The following is a 21,912-nucleotide window of genomic DNA, read 5'->3' as shown; positions in this document are numbered from 1 at the left end:
TATGTTGGCTCCCCTGATCGATGATAAGCAAAAAATTTCTCTGATTGAGAACAGCGGCGTGCAGTTCCTGGATTTTGGTCTGCAACTCTCCGCAACCCAGGCGCGCCGTCAGTTTGTGCGCCAGACCGCAAATGGCCCGTTACTGCGTCTGAATATGGACGGTAACAGCGGTAAATTTTTACTTTACCCGCAGGACGGTGGCGCACCGGAAGTCGTGCGTCCCGAAACCGATATCGCGCTGTCCGACTCCCTGACCTTACTGGAAGCCTGCTGGCTGCCGCTGCCAATGCTGCGTTGCGCCTCAGGTCGTCGCTTTATCGGCGGCCCGGAAAACTGGGCGCGCATGCGGTTAGTGGCGCTGGAGAAACCTGACAGCGCAGGCAACACGCACCGCGTTACGCTGGCGTTTGATACGCGCTGCGTGGCGGAAGAAGATGGCGGCGAACAGTTGGGACTGACGCCATCCGACGCACAGAACGGCGTTACCTTTGCCCTGGCCTGGCACAACTACGAGCTGGGGGAATTTCTTGATCACACCTGGGTAGATGGCTGGCTGCGCGAATCCTTCACCGACCGCGTGTCCGATCGCCGTGAACAGGCCATCAGCCAGGCGCTACGTGAGTTTGAATATCAGGCGCACTACCTCAACCTGCTGGAATTGCTGGGCGAACAGCTTAACCTCACGGAGATTCACATCCAGGCCGCCACGCTGCAAACGCCAGCCGTCAACGTGGATATCATTCTTGACGTCGGCAACTCGCACACCTGCGGTATTCTGGTGGAAGACCATCCGGAAGAGAGCAACGGCCTGAAGCAGACCTACGAGCTGCAGATGCGCGATCTGTCTCAACCACATCGCGTGTATAACGAGCTGTTCGACAGTCGGCTGGAATTTGCCGAAGCGCGTTTTGGTAAAGCCAACTTTTCGCTGGAAAGCGGCCGTGAGCAGGCCTTTATGTGGCCTTCACTGACCCGCGTCGGACGCGAAGCCAGCCGCCTGGCCTTGCAGCGTGCCGGCCTGGAAGGCAGCACCGGGCTGTCCAGCCCGCGGCGTTACCTGTGGGACGAAGCGCGCTATCAGCCGGGCTGGCGGTTTAATCAGCAGAGCCCACAAGGTGAACCGCAGGCCTGCGCCGCCCCTTTCACCTCACTGATGAATGACGAAGGTCAGCCGCTGTATGCGCTGCCGCTGGATGAACGCCTGCCGGTGTTCTCCGCTCACTACAGCCGCAGTTCACTCATGACGTTTATGCTGTGTGAGCTGCTGGCCCAGGCACTGATGCAAATGAACAGCGCGGCACAGCGTCAGCGCATGCCGCAAAGTCATGCACCGCGCCAGCTGCGTCATGTGATTCTGACGCTTCCGTCCGCCATGCCAAAACCTGAACGTGAAATCTTTCGTCGTCGCATGCAGGAAGCGATTGCGCTGGTGTGGAAAGCTGAAGGCTGGCATCCGGCCGACGAGGAATTTACGGCGGAGACGCAGGCGCAAAGCAGTAAACCCGTGCCGGACGTACAGATGGAGTGGGATGAAGCCACCTGCGGTCAGATGGTGTGGCTGTTTAACGAAACCCAGGTGAACTTTGCCGGCCGCGCAGAAGACTTCTTCAGCAGCATGGCGCGTCCGGATCGTCCGCGTGAAGCCGATGAGCAGCCCGGCAAGAGCCTGCGCATTGCCTCTATCGACATTGGCGGCGGCACTACCGACCTGGCGATTACCCAGTACCGTCTCGATGACGGCCAGGGCAATAACGTCAAAATTACGCCGCGTCTGCTGTTCCGTGAAGGCTTTAAGGTGGCCGGCGACGATATATTACTGGATGTGATTCAGCTGTGGGTTTTGCCGGCCCTGCAACAGAGCCTGCAGAAAGCCGGCCTGACGCTGGCCGAACCGCTGATCAACAAACTGTTCGGCCACGACAGCCGGATGGACGGTCAGGCGACGCTGCGGCAGCAAGCCACGTTGCAGGTGTTTATTCCCCTGGCGCAGGCGGTGCTTGAACGTTACGAAAACTGGGATCCGCTGGAAAGCCATGCCGAAATTAATGCGCTGTTTGGTGAGCTGGTCGATCAGCGTCCGGCAGACGCGGTGCTGGCGTTTGTTAATGGCGAAATCCAGCGTGAATTAGGCGGCAACAGCCGCTTTGACCTGCTTGAGGTGCCGCTGGTGGTCAGCATGGCGCAGCTTCACGGCGAGTTTATGCAGCATCGCATGGCGATCATTCCGGCACTGCGATCTATGTGTGAAGTGGTCTCACTGTATCAGTGTGACGTCCTGCTGCTGACCGGACGGCCCTCACGCTTCCCCGGCATTCAGGCGCTGGTGCGTCATCTGCAACCGCTGCCGGGCAGCCGCATTTTGTCGCTGGAAGGCTATCACACCAGTGACTGGTATCCGTTTAACAAACATGGTCGTATCGATAACCCGAAATCCACGGCCGCCGTGGGCGCGATGTTATGCCTGCTGGCCCTGGATTTGCGCCTGAGCAGCTTCTGGTTCCGCGCGGGCGATTTCGAGCCCTATTCCACGATCCGTTATCTCGGCATGCTGGACGAAAACCAGGCCCTGACCGATGAGAACCTGTGCTACAGCGACATCGACCTGGACGATCCCGCTTTCTCGCTGGATCGCAAAAGCAGCTTCCGGATTCGTGGCAATGTCTGTCTGGGCTTCCGCCAACTGGATAATGAACGCTGGCCCGCGTCGCCGTTGTACAGCCTGACGCTCAATGATGCCGCGCTGGCGCGCAAGGTTGCAGGTGAAAGCGTGCTTCGCGTGAAGCTGGCGGTGAAAGCCGGTCCGGATGCGCCTGGCCCCGAGACGTTGGTGTTAAGCGAAGCCCGACTGGACGATGGTACGCGCGTTCCGCTTGAACATCTGAGCCTCAAACTGAATACTCTCTCCGCCACTGGCAATGCCAATGCGCAATACTGGATTGACAGCGGGAGTGTATGTAAACGATGAGATCGGTTAAACCCCGCCAGCCGCAAACGCTGGCAAAACGCCTGAGTTTATTGCAGGACGCCCTGAATGGCAGCCTGGCATGGATTGAAAACACCCGCGAACAGTCGCCCCGTCTGGCACTGGAAGCCGAAACCCTGACCCTGCAGTTACGTCAGGCCCGTGTGCAAACGCAGGCGCTGGCGCAGCAGGTGGCCCGCCCCGTCACTTTAGCCCTGTTTGGGCAGTCTCAGGCAGGCAAAGCCTGGTTGTTAACGGAGATGGTCGCCGATGCCCAGGGACAGTTAATCACCGCGCTAAGCGACAAGCCGGTTAACTATTTTCAGCATATCAACCCGGGTAATCTTGATTTCGCCACGGCGACGCGGTTTACCCATCAGCGCGAGCCGCTGTCGTCGGAGTGGCCGGTAGAGCTGGCCCTGATGAGCGAAGCCGAGGTGCTACGCCTGGCGATTTCGTGTGGCGAAGGCGTCAGCCAGCCCGATACCGCAAACATCGACAGCGTGATACAACGTCTGCAGCGTCACCGCTTAACGACGCCACTGCCTGGCCTGGAGAGCGATGCGCTGGTTACGCTCTGGTCATGGTGCCGCCGCCATCATTTGTATGATGCACAACTGGATCGGCACTTCTGGCCTCAGGCGGTTGAACTGGCCCCGTGGCTGAGCGTTGACGATCGGGTCCAGCTGTTCTCTCTGCTCTGGCCCGCCGAACCGGCCCTGAATGAGCTGGTGCGGAGCTTGCTGCATCTGCGCCACCAACTGCGCAACAGCACACGCGTGCTGGGGCCGCTTAGCCTGTTAACCGATTCGTCTCTGCTGCCTGCCGAACAGCTTATCGTCCCGGCCAGCGAACAGGATCTCTCGCTGCACATTGAGATCTGCCCGTTAAACGGAAACCGCCTGGCCAAGCCGCAACATGTGGCGCTGGGATTACTGGCGCTGCTGACGCTGGAGGTGACGATTCCGCTCAGCTCCACGCCGCGCACCGCGATCTATGACGAAGCGGACATGCTGGAGCTGCCTGCACCCGGTACGCCGAGTGATGCGGCGCTGCGGGAAGAACGCCAGCGCCTGCAGCAGCAGGATGCGCTGCGCGCACGGCTGCTGGAGCACAAACGTACACTGCTCCCCGGCATCTATGCCGCCCGCCAGGGCATCGATTTGCTGCTGATCTGCACCGCCGCCAGCCAGCGTCAGGATGTGGATATCGCCAGCCGCGCCCTGCGCGAATGGCAACGCCTTCAGCCCAAAAACGACGTGGGTGAAAAACCGCGTCTGATTTGGGCGATCACGCCTTATGATGCGCGCCATCAGCAGGTGAATGTGGATGAGGCGGTACAGCGTCAGGTCGGCCAACCGGGTCAGCAATGGGGTTCCATGCTGGCACTGGATCGCGCCGGTGTGGATCGCATGTCCGAATGGTTACAGGATGAGATGCAGCCAGAGGCCCGCCGCGATCAGCTTATCGCGCAACTGGCGCAGATTCAGCACATGGTCGTTGAACGTCGGCTACAGCCCTGGACCGAAGCCGGTGCGTCGCCCGATCAGGCGGCGCGCAAGCAGAACATCGCGGATACCTTGTTGAAATGCCTGCAACATCGCACCGGTTTGCATGGAGAACTGCTGGAGCGGCTGCAGCCTTCCCGCGAAGCCCTGCGTCAGCTGTGGCTGAATCAGTCAGGCTCATCCGTTCCTGCCGCCACCACCAGTATTCAGGCACCGGAGAACCAGTTTGGTATCGGTTTTGAGTTCGACCTGTTCAGCGATGCTGAAATTGAACAGCCCGCGCCTCAGCAGTCCAGCTTTGGCCAGGGCCTGACTCAGTTCCCGCGCCAGGTCTTCAGCCTGTGGCTGAACCATCTGCGCCAGTTGCCGGAAAATCAGAGCCTGCTCACGCTGCTGAATATCGACAAAGCCACGATGGAATGGTTAATAGAAGAACTGATCACCGCCAGTTTCCGCACCGGTATCCTGCAGTCGCTGCAAACCGCCCTGCATGAACCGGACGCGCAGAGCATGTCGCATGAGTCGCGCGCCGATCGTCAGGTGACGCGTGCCATGACGGTATTGGGGGATTTCGTCGCGTGGCTGGGCTTCCTGCAGCGTCCGGAAGCGGAACGTCCGGCCAGCCGGGTTAACCGTGGCCAGTCGATCTTCTCACGTCCGCCTGCGCCGAGTGTGAATTTCAGCGCCGGTCAGCGACTGACAAAACTGTCGGCTACGCCAGCAAACCACACGGCGTACTACATATATGACTGGCTGGTGGGCCTGAACACGGTCATTATCGAAAACAACGGCTATACCGGTGGGGGCGATCTGCCGGTCAGCGCGCGCGAAGCGCTAGCCGACCTGCTCAAACCGCTGCGTAACTAAGCGTATATCAGGCGCAGTTCGCCACTCAGCGACTGCGCCGCCTCTTCCAGCAACGCCAGAACCGGGGCCAGATCCGCGTCGTGCCGATCGGCATTCAGCAGATAAATCTCCGCCGGCAGGGCCATGCCACCTGTCAGCCAGTCCCAGAGCGCGTCCAGGTTATTGCCGAAGTCGCCGGAACAGTCGCTTTGCGCGGCAAACTGCCGGTAAAAGGCATCGCGATCCGCCAGCTCACCGAGATCAAACCGTAGGCGCAACATCGTTACTGCACCGGCTTAAAACTGCGATAGTGGTCAGTGGAAAGAAACACCAGCCCGTCTGACGAATATACCAGGCGATCCGCCTCACGATGGCCACAGCGGTAGTTCACATCCGCCTCATACCACTGCCGATCGGAACGTTCAGGTAGCTTTCTTTCGCGGTTGGAAAAGCGATCGCCGCCAATCGCCCGACCCGGCAGCACGTCACACAGATTGCCCTTCGCAGGATTCCAGCCCAGACGGCGGGCCTGCTTCTTTGTGATGTAGTAATCGGGCAACTGCTGATGCTGTAGCACCCAGCGGGCGACGGTTCGCACATCCGTTAAGGCGGCGATGTCTGCGGCAGAGGTTTTGGCAGGTGCAGACGTCAGATAGGGTCGCAGACCTATCCAGGAGAGGATAAGGATAAGGACTAATCCTAACCACAGTTTTTTTGACATGATGACATCCCTGGAAAACAGGATGCAGATAATAGCAGTTTTCTCAGCGGATAAAACAGCGCGGGCCAGATGACCTGGCCCTGGCGGGGTTTACTGCATTGCAGCCTGCGACGGCACACTGTGACGGCGCCACGCACCCGGAGCAACACCATACTGACGCTTGAAGCTGCGGTTGAACGACTGCTGCGAGTCAAAGCCCAGCGAAATGGCTACGTTCAGGATAGGTTCGTTGGTGCTGGTCAGGCGATCCGCTGATTTTTTTAATTTTTTCATACGGATATATTCACCCAGTGGATAGCCTGTGTGCTCTTTAAACATCCGTTGCAGGTGCCATTTTGAGTAGCCCGCGCGCTCAGAAACCGTATCGAGATCGAGGCGTGCTTCAATATTGTTGTCAATCCAGTTAATCAGATCGTGAATAAAAGCGTTACTCATCATTTGTCTTCTCCGGTCGCGACAGCGAACAGTATTAGTATCAGTTGCAGTTACACTTAAAGCGTGACTGACAATGCCATTTAATGCAAGTTTAATTAATACATTAAATGCCGCACATTTTATGGGGACTTACCTCATGCCCTGTCAGGCTGGATGCTGGCCGATAAATCATCGCTCATCAGACCGCACATAAAGTGTATCAGTTATTCTTGCAGTTCTCAGACACACAAGCCTACACTCCTCGCGATAAATTGCAACCATAGAAGTTGCAAATATTGGCCTGCGGGCTTTACTTCACTGTTCATCGCGGAATCACAACAATGATAAGCAACTGGGTTCGTCAGGGAGTTACCCTGCTGGGGATGGGACTGGTCATCAGTCAGTTAAGTGGATGTGACACGGGTCAGGCGAACAGCGCCCCGCCGCCGCCGCCCGAGGTGAGTGCGGCTGTGGTGGTGACAAAACCGGTCAGTCAGTGGGACAGCTTTAATGGCCGCATAGAAACGGTTGAAAGCGTCCAACTGCGTCCACGGGTTTCAGGCTACATCACCACGGTTAATTACCATGAAGGGGATGAGGTGAAAAAGGGTCAGGTCCTGTTCACCATTGACGACCGTAGCTACCGCACCGCACTGGATCAGGCGAGAGCCTCGCTGGCGCGTGCGCGGAGTCAGGCCAGCCTGACCCGCAGTGAATCGGCGCGCACAGAAAAACTGCTCGGTACTCAGGCGGTATCACGTGAGATGTGGGAGCAGCGACGCGCCAGCGCCAGCCAGGCGCAGGCCGATGTGCAGGCCGCCGAGTCGGCTGTGGCCATGGCCCAACTGAATCTGGATTTTACCCGCGTCACGGCGCCCATTGACGGCCGCGCTAGCCGGGCCATGATCACCGCAGGAAACCTGGTAACCGCCGGGGACAGCGCCAGCGTTCTGACGACGCTGGTCTCGCAAGACAAGATGGTGGTCTATTTCGACGTCGATGAAACTACCTTCCTGCACTACCAGGCCATGGCGCGTCAGGGCCAGCAACGTCATGCCCTGCCCGTCGAGGTTGCGCTGGCAGGCGAACAGGGTTACCCGCACCGGGGTAACGTCGACTTCCTGGATAACCAACTCAACGCCAGCACCGGCACCATTCGCATGCGTGCGCAGCTGGATAACCATCAGCGTATCTTTACGCCTGGCCTCTTTGCGCGCGTTCGCCTGCCGGGTCGTGCAACCTTCAACGCCCTGTTAATTGACGATAAAGCCGTGCTGACCGACCAGGATCGCAAATATGTTTATATCGTTGATGCTCAGGGGAAAGCGCAGCGCCGCAACATTAAGCCTGGTGCCATGGCTGACGGACTGCGTATCGTCGAGGCCGGTTTGCAGGCGGGCGACCGGGTCATCGTTGCCGGACTGCAAAAAGTGTTTATGCCCGGAATGCCGGTGACGGCCAAAACTGTCGATATGGCCGCTACCGCCGCTCAATAACCCGAGGTTGATATGGATTTTTCCCGCTTTTTTATTGATCGGCCAATCTTTGCCGCCGTGCTGTCGGTATTGATTTTCATGACCGGCCTGATCGCCATACCGTTATTGCCCATCAGTGAGTATCCCGACGTGGTGCCGCCGAGCGTGCAGGTGCGCGCCGAATACCCCGGCGCGAACCCAAAGGTCATTGCCGATTCCGTGGCGACCCCGCTGGAAGAAGCGATTAACGGCGTCGAAAACATGATGTATATGAAGTCCGTCGCCGGTTCGGATGGCGTGCTGGTGACCACCGTGACGTTTCGTCCCGGCACCGATCCGGACCAGGCGCAGGTTCAGGTACAAAACCGTGTCGCTCAGGCGGAAGCGCGACTGCCTGAAGACGTGCGCCGGCTGGGCATTACGACGCAAAAAATGTCCCCTACGCTGACCTTAGTGGTACATCTGTTTTCGCCGGGCAGTACCTATGATTCTCTTTACCTGCGTAATTACGCCACGCTGAAAGTGAAAGACGAACTGGCCCGCCTGCCAGGCGTCGGGCAGATCCAGATCTTTGGTGCAGGCGAATATGCCATGCGCGTCTGGCTGGATCCCAACAAGGTGGCCGCACGCGGCCTGACCGCCGCCGAAGTCGTCAGCGCAATGCAGGAGCAGAACGTGCAGGTTTCTGCCGGGCAGCTTGGTGCGGAACCGCTGAAAAAGCAGAGCGATTTTCTGCTGTCGATCAACATGCAGGGCCGGCTCGAAAATGAGCAGCAGTTCGGCGATATCATTTTAAAAACCGCTGAGGACGGCTCGCTGGTGCGGCTGCGCGATGTGGCACGCATCGAAATGGGTGCGGGCAGCTATGCGTTGCGTTCGCAGCTGAACAATAAAGATGCCGTCGGCATTGGTATTTTTCAGGCCCCCGGGGCCAACGCGATCGATCTTTCCAATGCGGTGCGAGCCAAAATGGATGAGCTGGCCACCCGCTTTCCTGACGATGTGAAATGGGCAGCGCCCTACGATCCCACTGTGTTTGTGCGCGACTCCATCAAGGCCGTGGTCCAGACTCTGCTGGAGGCAGTCTTTCTGGTCGTGCTGGTGGTGATTCTGTTCCTGCAAACCTGGCGGGCCTCGATCATTCCCCTGCTGGCGGTCCCTGTTTCCGTGGTGGGCACGTTCAGCGTGCTTTACCTGCTCGGTTTCTCGCTTAACACCCTGAGCCTGTTCGGTCTGGTGCTGGCCATCGGTATCGTTGTGGATGATGCCATCGTGGTGGTGGAAAACGTTGAGCGCAATATTGAAATGGGTCTGTCACCCAAAGCGGCGGCGCATCAGGCCATGCGCGAAGTATCGGGGCCGATTATCGCTATCGCGCTCGTGCTCTGTGCCGTGTTTGTGCCGATGGCGTTTCTGTCGGGCGTCACCGGTCAGTTTTACAAGCAGTTTGCCACCACCATTGCCATTTCGACCGTCATCTCTGCCATCAACTCGCTGACCTTATCGCCTGCGCTGGCAGCAATGTTGCTGAAGGATCACCAGGCCGCCAAAGACAGGCCCACGCGCCTGATCGACTGGCTGTTTGGCTGGATTTTCCGCCCGTTCAACCGTTTCTTTCACCGCACGGCCCATGGCTACGAGTCGATGGTAGCGAAAACCCTGCGGCGGCGCGGCGCGGTGTTTGGCGTGTATCTGGTGTTACTGGCGGGCGCCGGCTGGATGTTCCATGCCGTACCGGGCGGATTTATCCCCACGCAGGATAAGCTTTACCTGATTGGCGGCGTGAAAATGCCAGAAGGATCGTCGCTGGCGCGCACGGATGAGGTCATCCGGCAGATGAGTGAAATCGGTCTGCAAACGGAAGGCGTGGCCTATGCGGTTGCCTTTCCGGGCCTGAATGCGCTGCAGTTTACCAATACGCCGAACAGCGGCACGGTGTTTTTCGGTCTGAAACCTTTCAGTGAACGTAAGCGCACGGCGGCGGAGATTAACGCGGACATTAATGCAAAAATCGCCCGTATCCAGCAGGGGTTTGGCTTCTCCATTATGCCGCCACCGATTCTGGGTCTGGGCCAGGGTTCGGGCTATTCGCTTTATGTACAGGATCGGGCCGGATTGGGCTATGGCGCACTGCAAACCGCGATTAATACACTCTCCGGCGCGGTAATGCAGACGCCGGGCATGCACTTCCCCATCTCGTCTTATCAGGCCAACGTACCGCAACTGGATGTGCAGGTTGACCGTGATAAGGCCAAGGCACAGGGTGTGGCGCTGACGGATTTGTTCAGTACGCTGCAAACTTATCTGGGGTCATCCTATGTTAATGACTTTAACCGCTTTGGCCGGACCTGGCGGGTGATGGCACAGGCAGATGGCGAATTTCGTGACAGCGTGGAGGACATTGCCAACCTGCGTACCCGCAACGATCGTGGCGAGATGGTGCCCATCGGCAGCATGGTGCATATCACCACCACTTACGGGCCCGATCCGGTTATTCGTTACAACGGCTATCCGGCGGCGGACCTGATCGGTGATGCGGACCCCCGGGTACTGTCCTCCGCCCAGGCGATGCGCCAGCTTGAGGCGATGTCCGGCCAGCTGTTGCCGAACGGCATGAACATCGAATGGACCGACCTCAGCTACCAGCAGGCGACGCAGGGCAATACCGCGCTGATTGTTTTCCCGGTGGCGGTGTTACTGGCCTTCCTGGTGCTGGCCGCGCTGTATGAGAGCTGGACGTTACCGCTGGCGGTGATTCTGATTGTGCCGGTTACCATGCTGTCGGCCCTGCTGGGCGTGTGGTTAACAGGCGGAGACAACAACGTCTTTGTGCAGGTCGGTCTGGTGGTGCTGATGGGCCTGGCCTGTAAGAACGCCATTCTGATTGTGGAGTTTGCGCGCGAACTGGAGATGCAGGGTAAAGGGATTGTCGACGCCGCGCTTGAGGCCTGTCGGTTACGTCTGCGCCCTATCGTGATGACCTCTATCGCCTTTATCGCCGGAACTATTCCGTTGATTCTGGGGGAAGGCGCAGGCGCGGAAGTCCGCGGCGTGACGGGCGTCACGGTGTTCTCCGGTATGTTAGGGGTGACGCTGTTTGGCCTGTTTTTAACGCCGGTGTTTTATGTGGCGCTGCGTAAGCTGGTGACGCGTAACGCCGCGCGCCCGGTTACGGAACACGCGCAGTAATGCGTGTGCCCCGACGATCCTGCGGACGTCGGGGCACTGCCTCTCAACGTCAGTATATACAACGCCCGACCCGTGCCCTGGCGGAGCCGGTTAGCGTTTATTTTATTTAAAAGGCGTTGTGCGCGCGCGGACGGAATTACTGAGTACGGGCGTTCGTCAGAGACAGGCAGAGAGGACGTGACGGTGAAAGCTGCCGATGATGAATGCAACACCCTTGCACGTGATGGTCGTCAGTTTACATAAGACGTAAAAAAAGCCGCATCAGCGGCTTTTTTTGCAGTCGGTATCCGGTTCCGTCACCTCAGGCTCAGGCACGGCGGTGCAGTTGCTGGTGTCGTGGGTTTTCAGCTCATTTAACGCGTCGGCGACGGTGCGCTTCGCGAGTACCGCCAGTGATGCCTGCTCGGCTTCCTCGGCAATCGATTTAAAATACCAGCACAGGTTGGCGCTGACCAGGCAACGCGGTGCCACATCCGGGCGAGCCGCCCAGAGTTTTTTATCATCTGTCACAGAGACATAAATATCACGCAGCGTGATTTCGGCTGCGGGTCTGCCCAAATGAATGGAACCCGTACGACCCAGAGTGGACACGATAATGCCATCACGGGTTAATGGCACCATTAACTTACGTATAAAGCTCGGGTTTGCTTCAAGCCCGTAAGCGAGAATCGCGCTGGTAGAGCGTTTTCCCATTTGCTCCGCCACCGCCACACTCAGAACCATTTGCAAAGCTGTCGGGAAGCGATAATCAAGCATCTTTGTATCCTGAATTGCGGTGCATTCTTGTTGTTATATAGCCGCCTAAGTGAACCAACAAACAGGGATGAATATAACAAACACTGTCACTTTTTAGAAGCAACCCACCCGCCACAAGGCACATATTCCCCACCCGGAAGCCCGCGACCGCACAAGGTGCTTATTTGCCCAGCGGTAGCGGACAGCATTAGCGCACAGATGGCGCTGGCGCTGGAAGCCGCTTTTTCAGTGCCACCACCAGCAGCAAGTTAATTACTGCCAGTGTGCACAGTAACCACAGCGTGGCTTTGGGCCCCAACGTCGCAAACACATAGCCCACGCCTAACGGCGTTACCGCCTGCCCCATTAACGCCGGACGCGCCATCCGGCCTGCCAGTACCGCGTACGCTTCAGGTTTTACCATCATCAGCGGCAAAGTGCCGCGCACAATGGCGCGTAAGCCGTTTCCCGCACCGTAAAAGATCATACTTAACAGGGCCAGTTGCGGAAACAGCGCCAGCAACAACAACCCCAGCGCCACCAGCCCCACCGAAAAAAAAGTGGTCCAGATGGGATGGCCCCCTTTAAAGGCCATATCAATGAGACGGGATGCCACCTGGCACGGCCCCAGCAGCGTACTGATTGCCAGCGCCGCCGCCATGCTGTAACCACTGGCCTGCAACAGGGTGATAAGCTGCACCGAAATGGCCGTCATAATCACCGAGGCCAGCGTGAAAATGGCGCACAACAGGTAAAACAAGACTGCGGGCAAATCCGGCGCTGTGCCGGGTGCGCTTTTACGTTTGACGGGTGAGATAAGATGGCCTTTGGGCAAAGCATAAAAATAGGCCGGTAAGACGCTGACCAGCAACAGCGCGGCGATGGCGAAACACGCGCCCCGCCAGTTCAGCCAGTGAATAAGCAGCGCGGTGGCAGGCCAGACCACGCTGGTACAAAAACCGGAAATCAGGGTTATGCCGGTAATGGCGCTGCGTGCCTGCCCACCATAGCGGGTGCCCAGCGTCGCAAACAGCGCATCATACAGCCCCATCGCCATGCCGATGCCGATGATGACCCAGGCCAGTAAAAACACCGGTAAGTGATGGCTGAATCCCATAAGGGTAAGCCCTGCCGCCATCACGATGCCATTGAGTGCCAGCATCAGGCGACCGCCCGTGCGTGCAATAAGGTGGCCACAGCGCGGAGCGAGCAACCCAGACACTAAAATGCCCAGCGATAACGCGCCGTAAACCCACTGTTGCGACCATCCGGTTTCTGCTACAACAGGCGCGGCCATGACCGCCATCAGATAAAACGAACCGCCCCAGGAGAGGATCTGAACCAGGCCCAGCGTGACAATTTGCGTGACACCCGGCTTTTTAATCACGTCCATGTTGAGGATCCGTTAGCAAACAAAGTGTTTTTATAACATGTTCAGCTAAAAGGAAAAATGCCGCCGTTGGCTTTACCGCTTTTTTACGCCCCCCAACGGTCCGGTTACCAACGCGCCCCAGCGGGATTTCTTCTCCCTGTGGTGGTAGAGCACACGCAGCTAAGGCGATAAGGACATTCAAAATGTGCTGTTGCCCTGCCGCACAGTTAATCGCCCGGCAGGATGTGAAAAAATCAGCAACCAAAATGAAAAAGGCATGTCCCGCTCAGGCCTGAGCCGAAGCGGGACGCGCGGCGTGATGTCGTTGCCCGTCTGAACCGGCTTGTGCGTTCCGTTAGCACCGGTGGTGAATTCGGCTATTCTGACTCATGACCTGACAGGACACGGCATAAACAGGAAGATGCCAGGCCGGGCTGGAAAGCCACGCAAGGAGTAAAAGGCTGAATGCACCGCCTTTTTTCAGATATCGACGAACCGGACTTATTAACCCCTATCCAGGAAGCAACGATGACCCCTTCTCTGCCCCTGCTCGATGCGCAGGATGTCACCTTTTCACACGGCGGCAGACAGCTATTGCAGCCGGTCTCTTTACAGCTGTCGCCGGGCGACGTTGTCGTGCTCACCGGTGCCTCCGGCAGTGGCAAAAGTACCTTCCTGAAGATCCTTGCCTCTCTGTTAACGCCAACGACCGGAGAGATCCGCTTTCAGGGCCGCGATATCGCCACGCTCAGGGCCGAGGAATACCGTCAGCAGGTATCGTACTGTTTTCAGACGCCACAGCTTTTCGGTCAGACGGTTTATGACAACCTTGCCCTGCCCTGGCAACTTCGCCGCCAGACGCCGCCACAGGCAAAACTTAAGGCGGCGCTGGAGAGCGTTAATCTCTCGCCGGATATGCTGAATGCTGCGATTGAGCCCCTCTCTGGCGGCGAAAAGCAGCGTATTGGGCTGCTGCGCCATCTGCAGTTTGTGCCGGCCGTGCTGTTACTTGACGAAGTGACCAGCGCGCTTGATGAAGAAAACAGCCTGACGGTACAGTCGCTGATCAGGCGGCTTGTCGCAGAACACCCGATGGCCGTCGTCTGGATAAGTCACGATGTTAACGACATACAGCAGGCAGAGCATGTGCTTCGCCTCACGTCACCTGACAGGGAGAAGATGAATGCATCAGACAACAATAAGTGACAACTCGCTACTGCTGTCGCTGGTTCTGGTCCTGATGGCGTTGCTTATCAGCCAGAAAGAGAAGCTTGGCATGAGCAAAGATATTTTGTGGAGCGTCAGCCGCGCGATCGTTCAACTGGCCATCGTAGGCTATGTCCTCAAGTCGGTCTTCGATGTGAATAACGGCGGGCTGACCGTGCTGATGGTGCTGTTTATCTGCGTCAATGCGGCGCTTAATGCCCGTAAGCGCAGCCGTAACATTGATAATGCCTTTGTGATTTCGTTCGTTGCGATCGCGAGTGGCACCGCCATTACGCTGACCATTCTGGTCATGAGCGGTGCAATCGCCTTTCTGCCTATGCAGGTCATTCCGGTTTCCGGCATGATTGCCGGCAATACCATGGTTGCTGTGGGGCTGTGTTACAGCAACCTGAACCAGCGCTTCAGCGACAATGCCCAAAAAATTCAGGAGATGCTGAGCCTTGGCGCGCCGGTCAAACTGGCCTCGCAGCGAATCCTTGCCGACAGCATTCGCGCCGCGATGATCCCCACCGTTGATGCCGCCAAAACTGTTGGTCTGGTGAGTTTACCCGGCATGATGTCCGGGCTGATCTTTGCGGGTGTTGACCCGCTTAAGGCGATTAAATACCAGATTATGGTTACGTTTATGCTGCTTGGCACAGCCAGTTTATCGACCATCATCGCCGTCTATTTGTCGTATCGTCGTTTTTTCACGGCCCGATCGCAGTTGAAAGTCTTAGCGAAGTGATGTTTCAGGCACCACGTCACGTTACCGATGCGGTGTGTTCTTCATTCATGGGTGGGGTTAACGGTCAGGCACTGACTGAACGAGATCCCCCCTGTTTGTGAGGGAGAAAATGCGCGTTGCCGCTGACATATCATGCCCGCCTGAGGATACCCTGCGCTTACCGCTGTGGTGTTTATGGCAGCCGCAAGGCGGGCCTCTTTCTTGAGAACGTGTTTCCACTCATTCAGCCAGCTGAACAGATGAACGCGGCGAATGACGATTAAGGTTTTATTAATCTTGCGCGGGGAAAATGGCCCTTGTCCTCTCTTACCACAGAGCCCACGCGCTGATGAATACTTTGCTGGAAACCTATAATCAGGATCTGTTCCTTACCATTAATGCCCTTCCCGGCACGCCCGGCTGGCTCATCGATTTTGCGACATTCAGCGCAGAGTATCTGATCTTTCTGCTGCCGCTTATGCTGCTGATTTACTGGTTTACAGGTGGGCGCGCAGAACGCGAAACCGCCCTGTTTGCCATCGTAACGGCCATCACAGGGCTGACACTGAATTTTCTCTGTTCAGCATTCTATTTTCATCCGCGCCCTTTTATGATTCGGCTGGGTCATCTGTGGATCGATCACGCTGCGGATACGTCATTTCCCAGCGACCACGGCACGCTGTTTTTCAGTATCACGCTGGCATTATGGGCCAGGGGTAACTGGGGCTCCGGTGGCATTCTCACGCTCGTCTCACTGCTGGTTGCCTGGTCACGCATCTTTCTCGGGGTTCACTTCCCACTGGATATGGCAGGCGCGCTCGGTGTAGCGGCCGTAGCCGTGATCATCGTAACCCTGTTCTGGCGCAAAAAAGGCGAAACGCTGCTGTCATGTTGCGAAGCCGTATCAATATGTTTATTCAGCCTGCTCCCGGAACGGATTTATCAGTTGTTCAGCCGACATTCGTAATCCTGCGCCGCTTAACCCCGGTGCCTGAAGGCGGCGAGAGCGCCCGCCAGGCACCGAATAACCTTTTTTGGTTTTGTCACCGTCGGTGACCAGCCGCTTCCCGCCGATTCTGTCTACGCTGGTGACGATGGTAATGCACCCTGTCCCGCGTGGAGCTGTCACTCGCTTTTTTCTGGTGGGCCTCATCGCACCCTGTGCTATCTTCGCCCTGCTTATGACACAGACCGCACCGTTTCAGAAAGCCTGTTTAGTATGTTGTAACTATAAAGACGTTTGCAGCAGCGCGATCTTTCTGCCACATTGCGCATGTTGTAACTACAGGAGAGACTGCGGTGCGTTATGATTTAGTCACAGATATGCAGCAGTGCGTCAAGGATCTCGAAGAAGCCCTGGGAGCATTACGGCAGCAGATTGAGGCGCAGCCGCTGTTAATCGCCCGGGTCTTCAGTCTGCCCCCGATTGAAAAAGGGCATGAACACGATGCGATTACTCAGATTGCCGTGGAGCAGCACCTGGGCACAGAGGCGCGGGAGCGGGCGCTCAACCACTATTGCCGTCTGTTCATACAGCACCAGTCAGAAAAGCTCAGTACTAAAGCCGCCGTGCGCCTGCCGGGTGCGCTCTGCATCGAATGCAGCGAGCAGGACGCGCAGCAGCTTACCGCGTTTATCAACAGCATCAACCAGCTGAAAGCCCGTCTTGAGCACATGATCACCGTGGAGTCCGGTCTGCCTTCCGAAGCCCGGTTCGAATTTGTGCATCAGCATTTGCGCGGCTTAATTACCCTGAATGCTTACCGGACCATCACCGCCCTTCCCGCGCCAGAGAGTGTGCGCTTTGGCTGGGCAAACAAGCAGGTCATTAAGAACGTTAAACGGGACGAGATCATCGCCCAACTGGAAAAGAGTCTGAAGGCTGGCCGTGCCCAGGCTCCCTGGACACGCGAGCAGTGGGCGGAAAAAGTGCAGCAGGAACTGGCGGATGTACGCGCCCTGCCCGCATCCGCGCGCCTGAAGATTAAACGTCCGGTGAAAGTGCAGCCGGTTGCGCGCATCTGGCGTGCGGAAGAGAAAAAGCAAACGCAGCTTGCCTGCCCGTCACCGATTCTTGTGCTGTGCCGGGATCGCACCCAGGTGCCAAAGTTAGGTGAGCTGCTGAATTACGATGCGGAGGCAATTACGCATCGCTATAAACCCGCCGCAGAACCCCTGCATTTGCTGATCCCACGGCTGCATCTCTGGGTGGACTGCCCGGTGTGATATCAGGGCCTGTGCAGGCCCTGACAGACCTCACTTACGACTTCATGCTGCCTACCATGTCTTCCGGACGCACCCAGGCATCAAACTCCGCTTCCGTCAGATAGCCCAGCTTCAGCGCCGAAGCTTTCAGCGTTAAGCCTTGTTTATGGGCCTGTTTGGCAATTTCAGCGGCCTTGTCATAACCGATGTGCGTATTCAGCGCGGTGACCAGCATCAGCGACTCGTTGAGCAACTGATCAATACGCTCACGCACCGGTTCGATACCGACAGCGCAGTGGTGATTGAAACTGTCCATCCCATCCGCCAGTAAACGAACGGACTGCAGGAAGTTATGGATAATCATCGGACGATAAACGTTCAGTTCGAAGTTGCCTGATGCGCCCCCCATGTTAATCGCCACGTCATTACCCATGACCTGACAGCACAACATTGTCATCGCTTCACACTGGGTGGGGTTAACCTTGCCCGGCATGATGGAGCTGCCGGGTTCGTTTTCCGGGATAGCAATTTCGCCGATACCACAGCGCGGACCGGATGACAGCCAGCGGACATCATTAGCAATCTTCATCAGTGAAGCCGCCAGGCCTTTCAGCGCACCGTGTGCATGCACCAGCGCGTCGCAGGTGGCCAGGGCTTCAAACTTATTAGGGGCGGTCACAAACGGCTGCTCTGTCAGTTCCGCCAGGGCTTTGGCCACACGTACAGCATATTCAGGATGGGTATTCAGGCCAGTTCCCACCGCGGTGCCGCCCAGCGCCAGCTCGGCCAGATGCGGAATGCTCTGCTCAATATGTTTAAGGTTGTGCTCCAGCATGGCGACCCAGCCGGAGATCTCCTGACCAAGCGTGAGCGGCGTGGCGTCCTGCAGATGGGTACGGCCAATTTTAACGATGTCTTTAAAGGCGTCAGATTTGGCACGCAGGGTTTGCTTCAGGACGTTCAGTTGGGGAATCAGGTGCTCACGTACCGCAATGACCGCCGCAACGTGCATCGCCGTCGGGAAGACATCGTTTGAACTCTGGCTTTTATTAACGTCATCGTTGGGATGCACCAGGCGGGACATGCCGCGCTCACCGCCTAACAGCTCACTCGCACGGTTGGCCAACACTTCATTCATGTTCATGTTGGTCTGGGTGCCGGAGCCGGTCTGCCAGATCGCCAGCGGGAATTCATCACTGTGTTTATCCGCCAGCACTTCATCAGCGGCCTGAATAATCGCCTCCGCCCGCTCCGCAGGCAGTAAGCCTAAATCCCGGTTAACGCTGGCGGCCGCGCGTTTGGTCATCGCCAGCGCGTGCACCAGCGCCACCGGCATCTTCTCTGTTGAGATACGGAAATGCTCCAGGGAGCGCTGTGTCTGTGCGCCCCAAAGTTTATCAGCCGGTACATCAATTGGCCCCATTGAATCTTTTTCAACGCGATTGGCTGCCATGACTTTCTCCTTTCACCGTTTTAAATAAACCCTTCGTTCACGCGCGGGTGTTCGGTACGCATGAAGCAGATAAACTCATACAAATTTTTAACATCATCCGAGCTTAGCATCCTTCTTGCGCTGGATATGTATTTTCCATGTCAGTTTCTGCTTTAATAAGCGCAATATTCCCATGCCAGAAAGGCAGTGAAATGAAAAAGATGAGTAATGCGGTGCAATATTATGCCTGGGGGAGCAAGACGGCATTAACCTCCCTGTATGGCATCGCCAATCCTGAAGACTTACCGATGGCGGAACTGTGGATGGGGGCACATCCCAAAAGCCCGTCCGCCGTTGACGTTGAGGGGCAATCCCGCTCGTTACGCGATGTCATCGCGGCCCATCCGTCGCAGATGCTGGGCGACGCCGTGGCGAAACGCTTTGGCGAACTGCCCTTTTTATTTAAAGTGCTGTGTGCCGATCAGCCGCTCTCAATTCAGGTGCACCCCAGCAAATCCGCCGCCGAAGAGGGGTTTGCGCGTGAAAATGCCGCCTCTGTACCGCTCAGTTCGCCTGAGCGTAACTATAAAGATGCCAACCATAAACCGGAGCTGGTGTACGCCTTAACGCCGTTTAAAGCCATCAATGGGTTTCGCGAGCGCAACGAGATGGTGACACTGCTCACCCCAGTGGCGGACGCGCATCCAGAGATCGCGCATTTCCTGCGCCAGCCCAGCCCCGACAACCTGGCGCAACTGTTTTCAACCCTGCTGTCGCTTCAACAGGACGAAAAAGCGCAGGCGTTAACCGTACTGAAAAACGTCGTCAGTCAGCAGACAGGCGAACCCTGGCAAACCATTCATGAGATTGCGGAATACTATCCGGATGACAGCGGGTTATTCTCGCCGCTGCTGCTCAATGTGATTACTCTGCAGCCCGGACAGGCGATGTTCCTGTTTGCGGAAACGCCGCATGCTTATCTGCATGGCGTGGCGCTGGAGGTCATGGCCAACTCCGATAACGTTTTGCGCGCTGGCCTGACGCCAAAATATATTGATATTCCGGAACTGATGGCCAACCTCAAATTTGACGAAAAGCCGGCCAGCCAGCTTCTTACACAACCGGAGATACAGCAGGATGGCGAGTATTTTCCCATTCCGGTAGACGACTTTGCTTTCTCCATTCATACGGTGAATGCGCAGCCGCTTACCCTGCATCAGGAAAGCGCGGCACTGCTGTTTTGTATTGAAGGTGAGGCCACCGTCACCAATCGCCAGCAGCAACTGGTGCTAAAACCCGGCGAGTCCTGTTTCGTGGCCGCCGCCGATGCGCCAGTGTCACTCACCGGCCAGGGTCGGGTGGCGCGCGTGTATAACACGTTTAACTGAGACGGCTGACGCCATTGCGCTTAACTGCTATTATTTCAAACTATTAGCTAAAATGCCTGCGGGCGCTTCTTCACCCGCTGTCTGTGACACGGGTGAAATCAAGGATAAGGACGATTCAGCAATGAAAAAGACTCAAGTTGCCGTTGGTGTGGTAGTCGCTCTGGGCGTAGTCTGGACAGGCGCGGCGTGGTTTACCGGCAAAAAGCTGGAAAGCAATATGGATCAAATGATTCAAAATGCTAACGCTCAGTTAACCACCCTGGCGCCCAACAGTCGTCTGAAAGTCAGCTATCAGGATTATCAACGCGGCATTTTCAGCAGTAAAATGAATGTGGTTATCCAGGCCAGCTCTCAGACCGAAGATAATCCTCTGCTCAAGCCCGGCCAGAGCATCATCCTGAACGAGCAGATCGACCACGGCCCGTTCCCCTTCGCACAGCTGAAAAAAGCCAACCTGATCCCCAGCATGGCGTCCGTGCATACCACGCTGACCAATACCGATGCGGTCAAAAAGCTGTTTGAACTGACCAACAACCAGTCGTTTATCAACGCCGAAACGCGTGTGGGTTACAGCGGCAGCACCGACACCGCAATAAAAATTCTGCCCATCGATTATCAAAATGCGCAAACAGCGCAACGCTTAGCCACCAGCGGCGGCACGCTGAATATCAGCGCAGACAACAAAGGCGATAAAGTGGGCCTGGACAGTGACATCGACAGCATTGCCATCACCACCAAAAATCAGGTCGATCAGCCGGTGATGTTTACGCTGAACGGCCTGAAGCTGAAAGCAGATACGCATCTCACCAACGAAGGCGTACGCATTGGCGATCAGTCCATCAGCGTGGATAAAGTGGCCGCCGCAGTCAGCGGTCAGGACGCGGTTATTCTTAACAAGATGGTCGGTGATTCCTCTTTTGATAATCAGTCCGGCAAAATCAATGGCGACATTAATTACAAAATTGACGGCGTTGAGGTGCAGAAGCAGAACCTGGGTCAGTTCGCATTAAAAATGAAGCTGTCACAGTTTGATGCGCAAAGCGTCAAAGCCTTCTCGGATAACTACAACGCTCAGCTGACCACCCTGATGAACCAGCCTGGCGTGGAAGACGATCCGGTGCGTTTCCAGAACGGTGTGCGCGCGATCCTGCTGAACAATTTGCCGACCCTGCTGAAAGGGGCCCCGTCCATCAGCATCGCACCACTGAGCTGGAAGAACGATAAAGGCGAGAGTACTTTCAACCTGAATGCCCACTTTAACGATCCGTCCACGGTGACAGGCGAACCGCAGACGCTGGCGGCATCCGTTGATCGCGTGCTGAAAACGCTGGATCTGAAGCTGTCTGTCAACATGCCGATGGCGACGGAAACCATGCGCCATATTGGCCTGGCTGAAGGTTATCAGGCTGACGACGCGCAGAAACTGGCCGATCAGCAGGTTAAAGGGCTGGCAGCGATGGGCCAGATGTTCCGTCTGACACAAACGCAGGACAACAACATCGTTACCAGCCTGCAGTATGCCAACGGTCAGGTGAACATGAACGGCGATAAGATGTCGCTGGAGCAGTTCATGTCACGCTATATGCTTGGCGTCCCGACAAACGAAGGCATGCCGCAATAAGGCCAACCTTTTCGACCAAGGCGGCCCTGGCCGCCTTTTTTACGTCACTGCATCGCCCGCTTTTCTCTCCCGATTCGCTCTTATCAGGCGGCCTGCGCGGCGTTCCCGTTT

Annotated in this window: 16 protein-coding genes; 10 read left to right on the top strand and 6 right to left on the bottom strand. The window is 56.8% G+C overall.

All coding sequences use genetic code 11. The annotated features are described in order from the left end of the window. Position 1: 1 nt before the first annotated feature. Both RAC65_RS01410 and RAC65_RS01405 read left to right on the top strand, forming a co-directional pair. Positions 2-2,965 (top strand): virulence factor SrfB, encoded by a 2,964-nt coding sequence (locus tag RAC65_RS01410; protein ID WP_039340438.1) that lies wholly within the window; start codon positions 2-4, stop codon positions 2,963-2,965. Further along, entirely contained in the window at positions 2,962-5,337 is a 2,376-nt protein-coding gene (locus tag RAC65_RS01405; protein WP_375096272.1) for a virulence factor SrfC family protein, read from the top strand. Before RAC65_RS01410 ends, RAC65_RS01405 begins: the two co-directional genes overlap by 4 nt. Here RAC65_RS01405 and RAC65_RS01400 read toward each other — a convergent pair. The 3 genes from RAC65_RS01400 to RAC65_RS01390 form a co-directional block, all read right to left on the bottom strand. Continuing rightward, on the bottom strand, positions 5,334-5,597 hold the full coding sequence (locus RAC65_RS01400; RefSeq protein WP_033741324.1) for a barstar family protein: 264 nt from the start codon (positions 5,595-5,597) through the stop codon (positions 5,334-5,336). The genes RAC65_RS01405 and RAC65_RS01400 overlap by 4 nt on opposite strands. Before the next feature lie 2 nt (positions 5,598-5,599). Further along, entirely contained in the window at positions 5,600-6,037 is a 438-nt protein-coding gene (locus tag RAC65_RS01395) for a ribonuclease domain-containing protein (protein WP_006119088.1), read from the bottom strand. A gap of 90 nt (positions 6,038-6,127) precedes the next feature. Further along, complete coding sequence (locus tag RAC65_RS01390; protein WP_006119087.1) at positions 6,128-6,475, bottom strand: helix-turn-helix domain-containing protein; 348 nt, start codon at positions 6,473-6,475, stop codon at positions 6,128-6,130. Positions 6,476-6,834: 359 nt separating this feature from the next. On the opposite strand from RAC65_RS01390, the gene RAC65_RS01385 reads away from it, so the two are divergent. Next, positions 6,835-7,947, top strand: a complete 1,113-nt coding sequence (locus RAC65_RS01385) for an efflux RND transporter periplasmic adaptor subunit (RefSeq protein WP_375096452.1) — start codon at positions 6,835-6,837, stop codon at positions 7,945-7,947. 12 nt (positions 7,948-7,959) lie between these two features. Beyond that, the gene (oqxB, locus tag RAC65_RS01380) at positions 7,960-11,115 is read left to right on the top strand and encodes a multidrug efflux RND transporter permease subunit OqxB (protein WP_375096271.1); all 3,156 of its coding nucleotides are present in this window, start codon (positions 7,960-7,962) and stop codon (positions 11,113-11,115) included. 261 nt (positions 11,116-11,376) lie between these two features. On the opposite strand, the gene RAC65_RS01375 is transcribed toward oqxB, so the two are convergent. After that, a complete protein-coding gene (locus RAC65_RS01375) occupies positions 11,377-11,871 on the bottom strand; it encodes an Rrf2 family transcriptional regulator (protein WP_006119082.1) in 495 nt (164 codons plus the stop codon). 187 nt (positions 11,872-12,058) lie between these two features. Further along, the gene (locus RAC65_RS01370) at positions 12,059-13,243 is read right to left on the bottom strand and encodes an MFS transporter (protein WP_039340446.1); all 1,185 of its coding nucleotides are present in this window, start codon (positions 13,241-13,243) and stop codon (positions 12,059-12,061) included. A gap of 507 nt (positions 13,244-13,750) precedes the next feature. On the opposite strand from RAC65_RS01370, the gene RAC65_RS01365 reads away from it, so the two are divergent. The 4 genes from RAC65_RS01365 (at position 13,751) to tus (ending at position 17,381) form a co-directional block, all read left to right on the top strand. Next, entirely contained in the window at positions 13,751-14,428 is a 678-nt protein-coding gene (locus tag RAC65_RS01365) for an ATP-binding cassette domain-containing protein (RefSeq protein ID WP_367143061.1), read from the top strand. Further along, positions 14,406-15,176: an iron export ABC transporter permease subunit FetB gene (gene fetB / locus RAC65_RS01360; protein WP_375096270.1), complete on the top strand. Its 771-nt coding sequence runs from the start codon at positions 14,406-14,408 to the stop codon at positions 15,174-15,176. The genes RAC65_RS01365 and fetB overlap by 23 nt, the downstream gene beginning before the upstream one ends. 328 nt (positions 15,177-15,504) lie before the next feature. Further along, positions 15,505-16,122 (top strand): undecaprenyl-diphosphatase, encoded by a 618-nt coding sequence (locus RAC65_RS01355; RefSeq protein WP_162285673.1) that lies wholly within the window; start codon positions 15,505-15,507, stop codon positions 16,120-16,122. A gap of 356 nt (positions 16,123-16,478) precedes the next feature. Further along, entirely contained in the window at positions 16,479-17,381 is a 903-nt protein-coding gene (gene tus, locus RAC65_RS01350) for a DNA replication terminus site-binding protein (RefSeq protein WP_375096451.1), read from the top strand. Positions 17,382-17,415: 34 nt separating this feature from the next. Here the strand turns inward: tus and fumC are convergent, their stop codons facing one another. Next, the gene (fumC, locus tag RAC65_RS01345) at positions 17,416-18,813 is read right to left on the bottom strand and encodes a class II fumarate hydratase (protein ID WP_006119076.1); all 1,398 of its coding nucleotides are present in this window, start codon (positions 18,811-18,813) and stop codon (positions 17,416-17,418) included. A gap of 191 nt (positions 18,814-19,004) precedes the next feature. Here fumC and manA point away from each other — a divergent pair, with 191 nt between their 5' ends. After that, positions 19,005-20,180, top strand: a complete 1,176-nt coding sequence (manA, locus tag RAC65_RS01340) for a mannose-6-phosphate isomerase (protein WP_039340451.1) — start codon at positions 19,005-19,007, stop codon at positions 20,178-20,180. 121 nt (positions 20,181-20,301) lie between these two features. Then, entirely contained in the window at positions 20,302-21,801 is a 1,500-nt protein-coding gene (locus tag RAC65_RS01335; RefSeq protein WP_006119074.1) for a YdgA family protein, read from the top strand. The last annotated feature ends 111 nt before the right edge of the window (positions 21,802-21,912 follow it).

This window comes from Pantoea sp. BS_8 (assembly GCF_041954965.1).
GTDB classification, from domain to species: Bacteria; Pseudomonadota; Gammaproteobacteria; order Enterobacterales; family Enterobacteriaceae; genus Pantoea; species Pantoea stewartii.
This window is presented reverse-complemented; position numbering and strand designations above follow the sequence as displayed.